We start from the raw sequence: 15,009 nt of genomic DNA, 5'->3' as shown, positions 1-15,009 counted from the left end.
CGGCAATGTCGATGTGCATTTTGGTGCCGCCGGCGCCGTTCCGGGTGATCGCATCGTCGGCATCATGGAAAAAGGCAAGGGCATCACCATCTATCCCATTCAGGCGCCGGCGCTGCAGCGTTTCGACGATGAGCCGGAGCGCTGGATTGATGTCCGCTGGGATCTTGATGAGGCGAACAAGTCGCGCTTCATGGCGCGGGTGATGATCAACGCGCTGAACGAACCCGGCACGCTTGCCTCCGTGGCGCAATCAATCGCGACGCTGGATGTCAACATACGCGCCCTGAATATGGTCCGCATCGGCACGGATTTCTCCGAACTGGCGCTGGATGTCGAAGTCTGGGATTTACGGCAACTCAACCAGCTGCTGTCGCAGCTGAAAGACCTCGATTGCGTATCCACGGTCAAACGTGCCTTCGATTGAGGCATTTTTGATCATTCGCACATTCCAAAAGGCCGCTGTTATGCATTCAGTGCATGGCAGCGGCCTTTTACTGTCTCTGGTCGCGCATGTGGTTTGCGACTATCTTCCTTTCAGAAATTGAAAACGGAAAACGCGGCGTGCCGGTGGTCCTACCCCGATGAGAAACGCCATTTCCAAACTGAAAGGACATGAAATCATGTTTACTCCGCTTCGCAAGATCGCCCGTGCAGTTCGTGGCAAGACGACCCAGGAACGCGAATTCGAATATCTCAGCGGCTCCGTGTCGAATGTCGACCTCGAGTTCCGCCAGCGCGAAATCGACCGCGGCCTGTTCCGCCGGTAATGCACTCAGCGCATGGCAGCCGTTCGCCATGCGTATGGGACTTGGAAGGTGGGTGGCCGTTGTCGGTCAGCTCCTTCTCGTGTCTCGTAAGGCTGTGTGAATGCGCGTTACTAACGGGCGTGTACCGTTGTCCGGTCTAAATGATAGGACACGCTGCTTTTGAAACAAATTTGACGGCGAGAGGTGCTTGTTTCCTCGACGTCATCCTTGGCTCGTCCCAGGGATCTGATAACCTTGCATTCAATCAATCGTTTGCAAATCCTCGGGACAAGCCTGAGGATGAGGTCAGAGTGTTCGGCAAGGTTTGTATTCTCTGGTGATGCCACGAGGTATGGCGGAATTCCAGCTAAAGGCCGGAATGACGGGGAAAATGTGCCTGCAAAAGAAATCCCCGTGTCGTATACGATGCTCTTGGCTCAGCCGGGGCGATGAAATAGACTGCCCCCATGCCGTTTCGCCGCCGTGAACCCGTTGGTTTTTCAGAGAAGATTCGTGACCTCTTTTGGCCGCGCACGGGTTTTACCCGTTCGCTGCGCTATATGAAGCTGCGTCTCCTGCGGTTGTCTGCGTCTCCGCATTCGATTGCCGCCGGTGTCGCGCTCGGTATCGGCGTGGCGTGGACACCGTTTCTCGGCGTGCATATCATTATCGCCATGGCGCTCGGTTTCCTCATGCGCGTCAATCTCGTTGCGGCAGCACTCGGCACCACCTTCGCCAATCCCCTGACATTTCCGTTCATCTGGGCGTCCACCTGGGAACTCGGGCATTTCCTGCTCGGACGACAGAAGGAGGCGGGGGTTGCGCATGTGGATTTCGTTGCGCTGTTCAGCCACCTCGAATTCCGGCAGATATGGAGGCCGGTGCTGGAACCCATGACCGTAGGTGCGCTTCTGCCCGCGGCCGTGAGCGCGGTCATCGCCTATATCACCGTCTACAGCCTTATCAGCGGTTTCCAGCGCCGCAAGATGGAAAATCTCGCGCATCGCGCCGCCAATAAAAACGCGTCTCTGGAGATGTTGAAATGATCCTTGGATTGGGCAGCGACCTGATCGATATCCGCCGCGTCGAACATTCGCTCACCCGTTTCGGTGAACGTTTCACGCACCGCTGTTTCACCGATATCGAGCGCGCCAAGTCCGATGGCCGCAAGAACCGCGCGGCATCCTACGCCAAGCGTTTCGCCGCCAAGGAAGCCTGTTCAAAGGCGCTCGGAACCGGCCTTGCGAACGGCGTTTTCTGGAAGGACATGGGGGTCGTCAATCTGCCGGGCGGCAAGCCGACCATGGCGCTCACCAACGGTGCCGCAGAAAGGCTGGCGGCCATGCTGCCCGCCGGTCACCGCGCCAATATCCATCTGACCATCACGGACGATTACCCTTACGCTCAGGCATTTGTGATTATCGAGGCGCTTCCCGTGAGCGACTGAGACCGGCGGCTGCCGCATTGGCGGCCTATTTGCAGGCGTATGACAGAAGCGCTTCCCTTCCGGCTGGAAAGGTTCTAGAGAAGTCGCAGAAATATGAAAGCGTCGCTGGCTGCGTGAAAAATTGCTTCACCCCGCCGCAGTCGCGAGCAACAACGGCCCGGACGCCTCCGTCAAATCGCAGGAACCGGTAAACAATCAGGCAGGTCTTTAAGTGTCCGAAAAAGCTGAAAAGAAGCAGAACGCCCTCTGGGAAAACGTCAAGGTCATCATTCAGGCGCTGCTGCTGGCCATGGTCATCCGCACCGTGCTGTTTCAGCCCTTCACGATCCCTTCAGGTTCGATGATGCCGACGCTGCTGGTAGGCGACTATCTTTTCGTCAACAAGTTCTCCTACGGCTATTCGAAATATTCGCTGCCCTTTTCGCCGAACCTGTTTTCCGGCCGTATCCTCGAATTCAGCAAGCCCAAGCGCGGCGATGTCGTGGTCTTCCGCCTGCCGCCCAATCCTGAAGTCGATTACATCAAGCGTCTCGTCGGCTTGCCGGGTGACCGCATCCAGGTGACGAACGGCGTGCTGTTCATCAACGGCCAGCCGGTTCCGAAGCAGCCTGATGGCACCTTCACTTCCGATTACCGTGCCGATCCGGGCGCCAATGTACCGGTGTTCCGCGAAACGCTCGATAATGGCGTCACCTTCGACACGCTCGACCAGTCGCCCGATTCGCGCGGCGACAACACCCGCGAATTCCTGGTGCCGGAAGGCCATTATTTCATGATGGGCGATAATCGCGACAACTCGCTCGACAGCCGTTTCGATGTCGGTTTCGTGCCGGAAGAAAACCTGATCGGCCGCGCCAGCGTCATCTTCTTCTCGCTGGGCAATGACACGCCGTTCAGCCGCATTTGGGACTGGCCGTCCAACATGCGCTGGGACCGTCTCTTCAAGGTTGTGGGATGAGCAAGACCAAGCCGCTGTCGATTGCGGAGATTTCCCGTCTCGAAGCGTTGATCGGATATGAATTCAAGGAAAAGGCCCGGCTCGACCGGGCCTTGACCCATGCGAGTGCCCGTTCCGCTGCGGCGGGCAATTACGAGCGGCTGGAGTTTTTGGGCGACCGCGTTCTCGGCCTTTGTGTTGCCGAGTTGTTGTTCTCCACCTTCCGCAACGCCAGCGAAGGTGAGCTTTCTGTTCGCCTCAACCAGCTTGTCAGCGCCGAATCCTGCGCCGCTATCGGCGACGAAATGGGCCTGCATAATTTCATTCGCACCGGATCGGATGTGAAGAAGCTGACCGGCAAGGCGATGCTGAACGTGCGCGCCGATGTGGTCGAAAGCCTGATCGCCACTCTCTATCTGGATGGTGGTCTGGAAGCATCCCGCAAGTTCATTCTGAAATACTGGCAGGGCCGCGCAACGCGCGTGGATGCCGGACGGCGCGATGCCAAGACTGAATTGCAGGAATGGGCGCATGCCAGATTTGCGGTTACGCCCGCTTATCGGGTTGACGATCGCTCCGGACCGGATCACGATCCCAGCTTCACCGTGACGGTGGAAATTCCCGGCGTGAAGCCGGAAACCGGCGTCGAGCGTTCCAAGCGCGCAGCCGAACAGGTGGCAGCAACCAGATTGCTGGAACGCGAAGGCGTCTGGCAGAAAAGCTCCACCTAGAACTGAGCGCCCGAAAGATAGTGGCGCTAAAATCGAGCGCATGGCGAGCCTTATGGCCGCATGTTGAATACCTCAGACCTTGAATGGATATCATGACCGATCACGAAAACCCCGCCGTTGCCGGCGAAGACATCGCCCTTCCGACCCGCTCCGGCTTCGTGGCCCTCATCGGCCCGACCAATGCCGGCAAGTCGACGCTGGTCAACAGGTTGGTGGGTGCAAAAGTTTCGATCGTCAGCCACAAGGTACAGACGACGCGCGCGGTGATGCGCGGCATCGCCATTCACAAAAATGCGCAGATTGTTTTCATGGACACGCCCGGCATCTTCAAGCCGCGCCGCAGGCTCGACCGTGCCATGGTCACCTCGGCCTGGGGCGGAGCGAAGGATGCGGATCTCATCCTGCTGCTGATCGACAGCGAACGCGGCCTGAAGGGTGACGCGGAAGCTATTCTCGAGGGGCTGAAGGATGTTCCGCAGAAGAAAATCCTCTGCCTCAACAAGATCGACCAGGTGAAGCGCGAAGACCTGCTGAAGCTTGCTGCCGCCGCCAATGAGCACGTGACCTTCGACCGGACCTTCATGATTTCGGCCACCAACGGCTCGGGCTGCGAAGACCTGATGGATTATCTGGTCGATACCCTGCCGGAAGGTCCGTGGTATTATCCGGAAGACCAGATTTCCGATCTTCCGATGCGCCAGCTCGCCGCCGAAATCACCCGCGAAAAGCTGTTCCTGCGTCTGCATCAGGAGCTTCCCTACGCCTCGCATGTCGAGACGGAGAAGTGGGAAGAGCGCAAGGACGGCTCCGTGCGCATCGAGCAGGTGATCTATGTCGAGCGCGACAGCCAGAAGAAGATCGCTCTCGGCAAGAACGGCGACGCGATCAAGGCGATCTCCACCGCCTCGCGCAAGGAACTGTCTGAAATCCTCGAACAGCCGGTCCACCTCTTCCTGTTCGTCAAGGTTCGCGAAAACTGGGGCGACGACCCCGAACGTTTCCGCGAAATGGGCCTGGAATTTCCGCGGGGATAAGGCACATCCGGTTCCTCCCACATTCCTGTGACAGGCACAGGAATGTGGATGTGCCGGCCGGAAACGGAACGGCACACAACGAACATTCTGAATATCTTCAACCTTTTATCGGGAACCGAATGCATTCGGGTGGGTTGTTCCAAAACGATTGGGCGCAACCTTTTTTTCGATGATGGATATTCATGTCGCCAAAAAAACCGAACGGAATTTCCACCACCCCGTGTCAGCACTGTCCCTTGCGCGACCTGCCGCATTTCAGGGACTTTTCCTCTTCCGAACTGGATTTCGTCTCCCGTTTCAAGACAGGGGAACTGGCGGTCGAAAGCGGTTCCGTCATTTTGATGGAAGGGTCGCACAGCGCCCATCTCTACACTGTCCTTCAAGGCTGGGCTTTCCGTTATAAAACACTGGAAGACGGCAGGCGGCAGATACTCAATTATGTCATGCCAGGCGATCTCGTCGGCCTGCAGGGCACGGTCATGGGGGAAATGCAGCATTCAGTGGAGGCGCTGTCGCCGGTGACACTGTGTGTCTTCGAGCGCTCGCGACTCAACAACCTCTTCACCGATCATCCGACCCTTGCCTATGACCTGACGTGGATTGCAGCAAGCGAGGAGCGCATGCTCGACAACCACTTGCTCAGCATCGGCCGGCGCACAGCAATCGAGCGTGCTGCCTACCTCATCGCGTTCCTTTACAGCAAGGCAAAGGCGGTTAATCTCGTGCAGGGTGAAACGCCGATCCCGGTAACCCAGCAGCATGTTGCCGATACGCTTGGCCTCTCCATCGTCCACACCAACAAGACCTTGAGAAAGCTTGTCGATCGCGGTCTGATTCGCTGGACGGACAAGGGCTGTCTGGTGCTGGACGATGCCGGACTGAGCCATGTTGCCGGTTGGCAAAACGATGAAAAGCGGCCAAGACCCTTCATCTGATCTTTTTTCGACATGTCTTTTTTAAATGACGTTGGGTCCGTAATTTGCGAACTCTGTCGACATGGCGCTTGAAAATCACATTGGCGACAGCGGCGCAAATCCGTCTGGTTCCCTTCACGTTGAAAGAAGAAGAAACATGGTGCCACAACGCTGCATCATCGTTGAAGATGAATATCTGGTGGCGCTTGACGTCGAGGCGGTTCTCCAGTCCATCGGCGTTGAAACCATCACGATTGCGACGACACTTGCGCAGGCACAGGACGCATTAGGGCGGGATGGCGCCGATTGCGTGCTTCTCGACGTCAGCCTTTCCGACGGCAAGAGTTACGATTTTGCCCGCCACCTTCGCGATCACGGAATTCCCTTCGGTTTCGTCAGCGGTTATGGCGACACGAGTGGTTTTCCCGAAGATCTCGTGCATGCGCCCTTGCTGGGCAAGCCTTTCGGTGAAAACGAAATCGCCGATTTCGTGACGACGCTCGTTGCTGCGGCGCGTGACACCGTAAAAGAATAACGTTTCGCCGTCAGATCGGTTATGATCGGGCTTGAATCGGAATTCGGACAGATTTCATGCAGTGGCAGGACGAGGCAATCATTCTCGGCGTAAAGCGTCATGGCGAGACCAGCGTCATCGCCGAGGTGATGACCCGTTTGCGCGGCCGCCATCTGGGGATGGTGCGCGGCGGGCGCTCCCGCAGCATGCAGCCGGTGCTGCAGGCGGGAAACCGGGTGGATGTGATCTGGCGGGCGCGGCTTGACGACCATCTCGGCGAATTCCGCATTGAGCCTTTGCAGTTGCGGGCAGCGCAATTGATGGAAACGGCAACCGCCGTGTATGGCGTGCAGGCCATGGGCGCGCTGCTGCGGCTTCTGCCGGAGCGTGACCCGCATCCGCATCTCTATCAGGCGCTCGACGTCATTCTCGACAATCTCCATGATCCGGTCGATGCTGGCGAATTGTTCGTACGGTTCGAGCTGGCGGTGCTGAACGATCTTGGTTTCGGTCTCGATCTCACGGAATGCGCGGCAACGGGCCTGCGCACCGATCTCATCTATGTATCGCCCAAAACGGGCAGGGCGGTCTGTAGTACGGCGGGCGCGCCCTATGCGGCGCGTATGCTTTCGCTTCCCGCTTTCCTGAGCGAAGGTCAGTCGAAGGCGGCCGACCGCGACAGCCTCGCGGCAGCCTTTCGCCTGACCGGCCATTTTCTCCACCGGCATGTCTATGATCCGCGCGGCCTCAATGAAAACGCCGCCCGCGACGGTTTCGTGCAGGCGGCGTTGAAGGCACTGGAGCGCAAGGCGGTGCTGCCTGCGCTCGATAAGGCGGTATAGCCTCAGGCCATTGCTGGCCGAGGTGCCGGTCGTTCCTGAATAGGCCAATGCACGATGGCCGCAAAAATACCCATGCCGACGCCGAGCCACCAGACGAGATCGTAGGAGCCGAGCTTGTCGTAAAGGAAGCCGCCGAGCCAGACGCCGAGGAACGAGCCAATCTGATGCGACAGGAATACGACGCCACCCAGCATGCCGAGATGGCGCGTGCCGAACATGATCGCCACCAGCGCATTGGTCGGCGGCACGGTGGAAAGCCACAGGATGCCCATCACGGACGCGAAGATGATGACCGAAAGCGGCGTTTGCGGCAGAAGCAGGAAAGCCGTGACGGCGATTGAGCGGGCGATATAGATATAGGCCAGCAGATAGGGTTTCGAGTAACGCTGGGCAATGACGCCGGCGGCCAGCGATCCGATGATGTTAAAGAAGCCGATCAGCGCCATGGCGATGACCGCATAGCGGGGTTCGATGCCGATATCGCCGAGATAGGCCGGAAAATGCGCGGTGATGAAGGCCACCTGAAAACCGCAGACGAAAAAGCCGGTGGTCAAAAGCAGATAGCTCTTGTGGCCGAGCGCTTCTCTTAGCGCCTCGCCTGCCGTCTGCTTGAATTGCGTCTGCGACTGGCTGCCGGACGAGGAATTGCCGCGCATCGGATAGGCCAGGAGTGGCACCAGCATCATCATCACGGCAAGCCAGACGAGACTGTCCGACCAGCCATAGGTGGAAATCAGGCCCTGGCTGATTGGCGCAAACAGGAACATGCCCGCCGATCCCGCCGCGGTGCCGATGCCGAAGGCAAGCGAGCGTTGCTGCGGCGTAACATGCCGCGCGAAGGCCGAAAGAATGACGCTGAATGAACCAGCGGCAATGCCAAGCCCGACAAGCACGCCACCACCGAAATGCAGCCAGAAGGGAGAAGTGCCGAAGGACATGCAGATGAGGCCAGCCGCATAGAGAAAGCCGGAAAGCACGAGCACACGGCCGGTGCCGAATTTATCGGCGATGGCGCCGAAGACTGGCTGGCCTAGACCCCAGAACAGGTTCTGAAACGCCATGGCAAGTCCGAAGGTGGAGCGGTCCCAGCCGGTATCGGCCAGCATGGGTAGCTGGAAAAAGCCCATCGCCGAGCGTGGCCCGAAGGTCATGACCGCGATCAGCGACCCGGCGACGATGATCGCCCAGGGCATGGTTTGGCGTGTGGCTTGCGACATGAAACTCTCCCGATGCAGCACCTCGCCCCGTGGGACGCTGTGCCGCAAAATTCCCCTTTGATGAGAGGAATATTATCTTTTGCAAGGCTGCCCCACTAGCAACTTTTCTTGACGGCACTATTCGTGCGATTGATGAGACACTCAGGTGAAATGCCATCGGGCAAGGTGAGGCAACGATGAAGCAGAATATTTACGACGACCCGCAGTTTTTCGAGCGCTACAGCGCCATGCCACGCTCTCTGGAGGGACTGCGTCAGGCGGGCGAATGGCATGAGCTGCGCGCCATGTTGCCAACGCTGAAAGACAAGACAGTTCTTGATCTCGGTTGCGGTTTTGGCTGGCATTGCCGCCATGCCGTAGAGCAGGGCGCGGCGCATGTCGTCGGGGTCGATCTGTCGGAAAATATGCTGCGCCGCGCCGCCGAGATAAACGGCGGCCCCGGCATCGAATATCGCCGCGCCGCGATCGAGGACATCGATTTTGCGCCGGAAAGCTTCGATCTGGTACTGAGCTCACTCGCTCTGCACTACGTCCGCGACCCCGATACGGCATTCGCGAGAGTTTTCTCCGTGTTGAAATCCGGCGGCGACTTTGTCTTTTCCATCGAGCATCCCGTGTTCACGGCGCTGGACAAACAGGACTGGTTCTACGACGAAGATGGCGAAATACTGCACTGGCCGCTCGATAACTATCAGAACGAGGGCGTGCGCCATTCCAACTGGATGGCGGATGATGTCGTCAAATATCACCGCACGGTGTCAGGCATTCTCAACGCCCTGCTGACTTCAGGCTTTGCGATCACGCGGCTCGCGGAACCGAGGCCCGATCCCGCCCTGCTGGCGGAGCGGCCGGAGATGAAACACGAGGACCGCCGTCCGATTTTCCTGATCGTCGGTGCGAAGAAGCCTTGATACGAGATCGTGAGATGCATCGCCCGGCAGCTTAACGCCTCTTGATCGCCCAGCCGTCCGGCCGTTCCTCGACTACCTTTGCCACATCGCCAACAGCTAGCCTGCCTTTGCCGCGCGGTGTGACATTCCAGCCGAAGAGCGGGCCGGGCACGCGCCGGTCGCCGGACATGCGGATGCGGCCCATGGCCTTCATGGGGGAGGGTACATCGCGGGAGCCGGTTATTTGGTCCTGTGTCGTCATGATGCAGCGGGCGCAGGGCTTGACGAGGTCGAAACGGATGCCGCCGATCTCGATCGCCGCCCAGCGATCCTCCGCCCACGGCTCGTCCGTTTCCAGCACGATATTGGGCCGGAACCGCTCCATGCCAACGGCGTCCTCGCCATTTGCACGCATATTGTCGTTTAGGGCTGCAAGTGAAGCGGTGGTGGTGACGAGTATCTGGTAACCGTCCGCAAAGGTGACGGGCGTTTCGTTGCCGGTCCATTCAAGGCTCGCGATGCGTTTTGCGATGTCATCGAAGAACACCAGCTTCACCTCGCGCCCAAGCCACTCAGACAGTGTATCGTTGGTTTCGCTATCGGCGATATTGGCGCTGACGATCGATTTCCACACGGCCACATCCATGCGCTGCCCGGAAGGCCTGGCGAAAATCTCGCCACCTGCTTCCCGCGAAAGCACCATGCCGCCATCCGCGTGCTGTGCCAGAACCGTGGCAATATCAGGCAATTCGCGCTGGGTGATGAAGTGGCCCGAAGGGTCGGTCAGCATGGCGCGCCGGTCGCCCGGCAGGCCTTCCGCCGAAACATCGCTTTTCGAGAGGACAATGCCGCGCGCGCTTTTCAGCGGGTAGATGTTGAGTTCGGTCACACGCATTCAGGTCTCCTCAGATTTCGTCGAGAAACAGGTCCAGCACCTGTTTCAGCCGCTCATGGCGGGCCTTTGCCAGTTCTCGCCCGGTTTCGGTGCGGAAACCATCCGCAAGCTTGAACAGCTTGGTTTCGAAATGGTCGATGGCAAAGGCGCGATCATCAAGCGGACGGTCCTTTGCCAGTGGATCGGCCGGGTCGTAGAGCGCCGAACCCATGCGCCCGGCAATATAAAAGCAACGCGCAGCACCCACCATGCCGATGGCGTCCAGCCGGTCGGCATCCTGTAGGATCTTTGCCTCCAGCGTCTGCGGCTCGATATTGGCGGAAAAACTATGTGTGGTGATGGCATGCGCGGCGGCGTCAATATCGGCCTGACGCCAGCCAAGCCCGGCCAGAATGCCGGAGGCTTTTTCCGCCGCAAGGCGTGAGGCCTGCGCACGAAGCGGCGAGTTCTTCTCCACCGCCACGCAATCATGCAAAAGCACGCTGGCCGCAAGCACCGTGCCATCGCCGCCTTCGCCCGCATGGATGCGCATGGCGTTGCGGAAGACGCGGTGGATATGGGCAAGATCGTGCGAGCCGTCACCCGCATCGGCGGCATGCGGGATCAGGTCCTGCGCAAGCGTCGCATAGGGCGCAAAAGCCTCAGCCGGGATCATGTCTTCGGCTGCCGGGTGAGGATTTTCTGATAGAACAGACCGATGCCGATCAGCACGGCGCCAAGCCCAATGAAGGACAGCGCCCGCAGCACGCCCTCAAGATTGCTCATGTCGATCAGGAATGCCTTCGCGACGGAGATCAGCACGAAGGCGGCGGATGCCAGACGCAGGCTGCGGGCATTGAAGCGCGAACCGACGATGAGCAGCAATACGCCGATCAACAGCCAGACCACCGAGTAGCTGTAGGTCTCGCCCTGCAGGAAGCCTTTCCAGTTGGCAATGTTTTCACCCTGCCAGAAACGGCGGACCGAAAGTGTGGCCCAGGCAAAGCCGAGTGCGGCACCCGCCACGGCCAGCAGGCTGACATAGGCTGCAGGCCGCTTGCCGCGTGCGTAATAGGCAAGGCCGCCATAGGCAAGCGCCGGCAGCAGGTAACCGATCAGCAGCAGGTTGAGGAACGGGATGCGGCCGGTATTTTCGCCGGTGAAATAGGGGTTCAGCGTGAAGAAATGCATCACCAGCACGTTGATGACGGCGATAACGCCTGCAATCATCGAGCCGTAACGGAAAACGGGGCTGGGGCTCTTCAAATCGAGCGTCATCAGTACGCCTGAAAAACCGATGGTCAGCAGCGTATAGATCGACTGTTCGCCAAGCGTCGGCACGCTTTCGTCCAGTGTGCCGCCATTCATCGCATGGCGGATGAGGATTGCGACCGCCAGCAGGCCCATCAGGCTGGCGATGGCCTGCAGGAAGTTCTTTGCCCGGAAGCCCGGCCAGTCGCGCAGCATCCAGGCGGAGACGATAGCGAGCAGCGCCGGAATGCCGTAACCCGGCAGAAGCGCGTTGAAGACCGGCGTGAGCCCAAGATTTTGCGGCCCGACGATGGTCGGCTCCCAGGCGATGCGGCCAAGAACGGCGACGCTTGCAATCGCCATGACCCAGGGCAGCACATCCCAGTTGCGCTGTCGGGTTGCCAGCACATAACCGAAACCGATGACGGAAAGCAGTATGGTTGTCGTAAGCCCCTCAGTCAGCGTGTGCAGGCTTAGCGCGAATGCGGCAAAGGAGCCGAGCACGAGGATGTTGAGCGGCTTGCGATAGGCCTCGTTGTTTTGTCGGTGCAGCCATTCGGCAGCGGCGATCAGCAGGAAACCGAGGCCGAGGCCATAGGCTGCATGCAGCCAGTCACGACCGAGATTTCCATATTCGACGAAGCTCGCGGTTCCGAGCCAGACCGGGAAGAGAGCTGCAATCCCCGCCCAGAGCTGGGCGAAATCCGGATCGTCGGCGCCCTTGCGTTTCAGGAAGGAAAAACCGCAGAGCAAAAGAATGGCGCCAAGACCAAGCGCCATGGCGATTTCAGCCATGTAGCCGGTTTGCACCGGCGGCAGCGCAATCGAGGTATCGTTGATGATGCCGATGAAATCGAGCCCGGAGCGAGACATCACCGAGACCGCAGCCTGCGCGCCAAGTGCTGCGATAATGGCGGGCCAGACCGCGTTGCGGCGGGAAGCACCAAGGGCAGCCAGCCCTGCGATGAGCGCTGAGACAATCACGGCCGGATGAAGGTCGATGCCGGCGCCGATGACGAGAAAGCTGAATGCCGGCAGGATCACGGCCATTGAGACGGTGAGATTGATGGCAAGCGACGGGCGCAGCAAAAGCCGCATGGCGCGAACGGCGCGCCGCCCGGAAGTTACGGTTTCTCCCGTTTCGGCAGGTGCTGTGTCGAAATAGCGTCCGGGCCAGAGGAAGATCGTACCCGCAAGCATGACGAGAAGCGCAAGGACCGGAGGTGCAGCACTGATCGTGTCGGCGATGGCGATATAGCCGAGCGCCCAGAGGCCGAGACCGGCATTGGCAAGCGAGGGAGCCACGGTCCAGCCCTGCCTGCGCGCGGCAGCAGTTGTTGCGAGCCAGGAGATCGTCAGGAAGATGAACAGCGCCCATACATCAGGCGTTTCGGTGGCGATCAGCGCAGGCGTCAGCGTCGAGCCCAAAAGGCCAAGACCGGCGAGCGCCTGCCCGTGCAGAAGTGAAAGGCCAATAGTGGCGAAGGCGACAAGCCCGAGCAGGATGAAAGCGGTGGTGGGGCTTATGTAGTCGTAAATGCCGTAGGCGGCATAGATAACGCCGAACAGCGTCAGTGCACCTGCTGCCGTCAGCACGCCAGGTATCATGGCGTTGGAATAGGTGGTGGCGATACCAGGTACGGCCCTGCGGCGGATTGCTTCGCCGGCAAGACCGAGACCGAGGCCGAAAATGGCGGCGAGCGAAAGCCGCACGGCCGGGCTCAGGAGCCCAGACTCGATCGAATATTTGATCAGGAAAATGCCGCCGAGCGCCAGCGCCAGCCCACCTGCCCACACTGCCCAGCGTGCGCCCAGCAGACTTTCGAAGCTTTCCTTCGGGGCTGACGCGGATGCGGCCTCAGTGGAACGCGCACTTGTCTCTTCCGCGCTGGCAAGGTTCTCCGCCGGCGCCATGGCCGCGGCCACTTCGGTTTCGGACGGATATTCCGTTTCGACGAACTCGTCTTCCGGCAAAGCCGGATCTTCTTCTTCCGCCCTGAAATCCGGGTTTTCCGCGGCTGCATCCGCCTCCGCCTGTGCGGCAAGAGGAGAGGCCGCCCCGGTGGCCATCAGCCGCTTCAGGCCGTGAACCTCACGCTCCAGCGACTTGATGCGGCTTGAATTGCGGATGCTTGCGACCAGCGTATAGATGAAGGCTGCGATGACGGCGAGGATGAGAAACGGGATTTCCAAACAGACTCTCCAATTACTAAGCTGTTTTTAAAGCCGTTTTGGCGAATTTATGCAAGGCTTGGTTGAGGGATGCGGGAGGTTGCCGTTTGTTTCTTCTCCCCGCCGGGGAGACGGTGGCCCGAAGGGTCGGATGAGGGGAAAACGTTGCCCAATCTCACGGCCTTTGCCCCTTATACCGCTGCCGTGGCTCTGCCCGGCGGGGGAGAACAAACCACGAGGCAACGCAGTATCGTCAGATGTCACGCCGCAAGCCAGTGCCGTGCCGCTTCGATATCGGCAAACCCAAGATCGTGACCGTCATCGATCATTTGCACTTCTGCCCGCGCGCCGCCGGCCACAAGCCTGCCTTGCACATCTGCCGCTCTGTCGCGATATTTGTCGCGTTCTCCGGCTACGAGCAGGAAGTTGCGTCCGGTAAGATCACTTTCCGGCCATCTATCGAGAATCGGCAACGGGCGGTAAAGCAGCGCATCCCCGGCAAGCTCCGGGTAGAGTGCCGCAAAGGCCGCATAGAAATTTGCGCCGTTGGAATGGCCGATGAAGCGCAGCTTCGAACGATCCAGACCATAGGACCGAATGGCGCCATCAATGAAGGAGGCAAAGGCTTCCGCTTCCGAGACGATATCCTTCTGGTCGAAGCTGAAATCGGGCAGACGCCTGAACCAGCGGGCGATGTCTTCCTCCGTGCTGCGGCCACGGACGCCGAGAAGCGTGGCGCCCGGAGCAGCCCGGTGCGCCAGCGGCATCAGGCTCGTTTCACTGCCGCCGGAACCGTGCAGCAGGATGATGGTGCTGCCATCCGGCTTCTCGGGCGTATAGAAGCGGTGCACGAAAGGCAGATCGCGATAGACGATACGTTCTTCGCCCGGCATCGAAAATTGCGGCAGCGCAACGCGCACATCCGCTTCGTCCTTCATGAAGAGTGGCGGGATGAACAAATTTTCGCCGAGTGCCTCCAGCGGTTCGTCCACGGTCATGCCGGGAGCGTCGGTCGCCATTTCAATCAGCACGCCGCCCGGTTCGCGGACATAAAGCGAGTGGAAATATTTCCGGTCGTGGGCATTCGTCGTGCTGGAATTCAGCGATTTCAGCTCGGCCAGAACCGCGTTCAACTCTTCCAGATCCTTCGCGCGGAAAGCGATGTGGTCAACAGTGCCGGTGCCCGGGGCGCTGGACCAGAAGCCGGTCGCGTCGCGCACGTCGATGATGTCGCCGCTTTGCGATATGAGCCGGCGGATCGCGCCTGTCTGGCTTTCCTGCCGGTAGCCGAAATATCTTGTAAGGAACGCCACGGTTTCTTCCGGCACCTCGCTCAGCATCGTCGCGCCATAAATCCGGCGAATGGCGTCTTCTGCGGGGATGTCGTTTGTCACATGCGGCGTGGCATCGGCGAAGGCGTTCGTGCCGACCAGCTTGACG

At 59.6% G+C, this 15,009-nt stretch carries 16 protein-coding genes; 11 read left to right on the top strand and 5 right to left on the bottom strand.

Annotated features, from left to right (window positions below; all coding sequences use genetic code 11):
• The 10 genes from T18_RS27525 to recO form a co-directional block, all read left to right on the top strand.
• A partial coding sequence (locus T18_RS27525; RefSeq protein WP_323455186.1) for a RelA/SpoT AH/RIS domain-containing protein occupies nt 1–424 on the top strand: 424 nt, incomplete at its 5' end.
• Between the two features lie 196 nt (nt 425–620).
• Nucleotides 621–767: a hypothetical protein gene (locus T18_RS04295; protein WP_003496944.1), complete on the top strand. Its 147-nt coding sequence runs from the start codon at nt 621–623 to the stop codon at nt 765–767.
• Between the two features lie 446 nt (nt 768–1,213).
• Nucleotides 1,214–1,792, top strand: a complete 579-nt coding sequence (locus T18_RS04290; protein WP_003512239.1) for a DUF2062 domain-containing protein — start codon at nt 1,214–1,216, stop codon at nt 1,790–1,792.
• Complete coding sequence (gene acpS, locus T18_RS04285) at nt 1,789–2,193, top strand: holo-ACP synthase (RefSeq protein WP_003512241.1); 405 nt, start codon at nt 1,789–1,791, stop codon at nt 2,191–2,193. The genes T18_RS04290 and acpS overlap by 4 nt, the downstream gene beginning before the upstream one ends.
• A gap of 211 nt (nt 2,194–2,404) precedes the next feature.
• Nucleotides 2,405–3,151: a signal peptidase I gene (gene lepB, locus T18_RS04280; RefSeq protein ID WP_003512243.1), complete on the top strand. Its 747-nt coding sequence runs from the start codon at nt 2,405–2,407 to the stop codon at nt 3,149–3,151.
• Complete coding sequence (rnc, locus tag T18_RS04275; RefSeq protein WP_003512245.1) at nt 3,148–3,861, top strand: ribonuclease III; 714 nt, start codon at nt 3,148–3,150, stop codon at nt 3,859–3,861. The genes lepB and rnc overlap by 4 nt, the downstream gene beginning before the upstream one ends.
• An 83-nt stretch (nt 3,862–3,944) precedes the next feature.
• A complete protein-coding gene (gene era / locus T18_RS04270; protein ID WP_013635798.1) occupies nt 3,945–4,895 on the top strand; it encodes a GTPase Era in 951 nt (316 codons plus the stop codon).
• Nucleotides 4,896–5,077: 182 nt separating this feature from the next.
• Nucleotides 5,078–5,830 carry a Crp/Fnr family transcriptional regulator gene (locus T18_RS04265; RefSeq protein WP_003512249.1) on the top strand — a complete coding sequence of 251 codons (753 nt, stop codon included), beginning with the start codon at nt 5,078–5,080 and terminating at the stop codon, nt 5,828–5,830.
• Between the two features lie 136 nt (nt 5,831–5,966).
• A complete protein-coding gene (locus tag T18_RS04260; protein ID WP_025592901.1) occupies nt 5,967–6,344 on the top strand; it encodes a response regulator in 378 nt (125 codons plus the stop codon).
• 56 nt (nt 6,345–6,400) lie between these two features.
• Nucleotides 6,401–7,165 (top strand): DNA repair protein RecO, encoded by a 765-nt coding sequence (gene recO, locus T18_RS04255; protein WP_003512253.1) that lies wholly within the window; start codon nt 6,401–6,403, stop codon nt 7,163–7,165.
• A gap of 2 nt (nt 7,166–7,167) precedes the next feature.
• On the opposite strand, the gene T18_RS04250 is transcribed toward recO, so the two are convergent.
• The gene (locus T18_RS04250) at nt 7,168–8,382 is read right to left on the bottom strand and encodes an MFS transporter (RefSeq protein ID WP_038490458.1); all 1,215 of its coding nucleotides are present in this window, start codon (nt 8,380–8,382) and stop codon (nt 7,168–7,170) included.
• Between the two features lie 176 nt (nt 8,383–8,558).
• On the opposite strand from T18_RS04250, the gene T18_RS04245 reads away from it, so the two are divergent.
• A complete protein-coding gene (locus T18_RS04245; protein WP_038490461.1) occupies nt 8,559–9,293 on the top strand; it encodes a class I SAM-dependent methyltransferase in 735 nt (244 codons plus the stop codon).
• Between the two features lie 31 nt (nt 9,294–9,324).
• On the opposite strand, the gene T18_RS04240 is transcribed toward T18_RS04245, so the two are convergent.
• The 4 genes from T18_RS04240 to T18_RS04225 form a co-directional block, all read right to left on the bottom strand.
• Complete coding sequence (locus tag T18_RS04240; RefSeq protein ID WP_038490464.1) at nt 9,325–10,167, bottom strand: MOSC domain-containing protein; 843 nt, start codon at nt 10,165–10,167, stop codon at nt 9,325–9,327.
• A 10-nt stretch (nt 10,168–10,177) separates the two neighbouring features.
• A complete protein-coding gene (locus T18_RS04235; protein ID WP_038490467.1) occupies nt 10,178–10,822 on the bottom strand; it encodes an HD domain-containing protein in 645 nt (214 codons plus the stop codon).
• Nucleotides 10,819–13,590, bottom strand: coding sequence for a DUF2339 domain-containing protein (locus tag T18_RS04230; protein ID WP_038490470.1), 2,772 nt, complete (start codon nt 13,588–13,590; stop codon nt 10,819–10,821). Before T18_RS04230 ends, T18_RS04235 begins: the two co-directional genes overlap by 4 nt.
• A 239-nt stretch (nt 13,591–13,829) precedes the next feature.
• Nucleotides 13,830–15,009 (bottom strand): VOC family protein (locus T18_RS04225; RefSeq protein ID WP_323455185.1); only part of this gene is annotated, 1,180 nt, incomplete at its 5' end.

Origin of the sequence: Rhizobium sp. TBD182, assembly GCF_001950375.1 — a bacterium.
Classification (GTDB): Bacteria; Pseudomonadota; Alphaproteobacteria; order Rhizobiales; family Rhizobiaceae; genus Agrobacterium; species Agrobacterium tumefaciens.
This window is presented reverse-complemented; position numbering and strand designations above follow the sequence as displayed.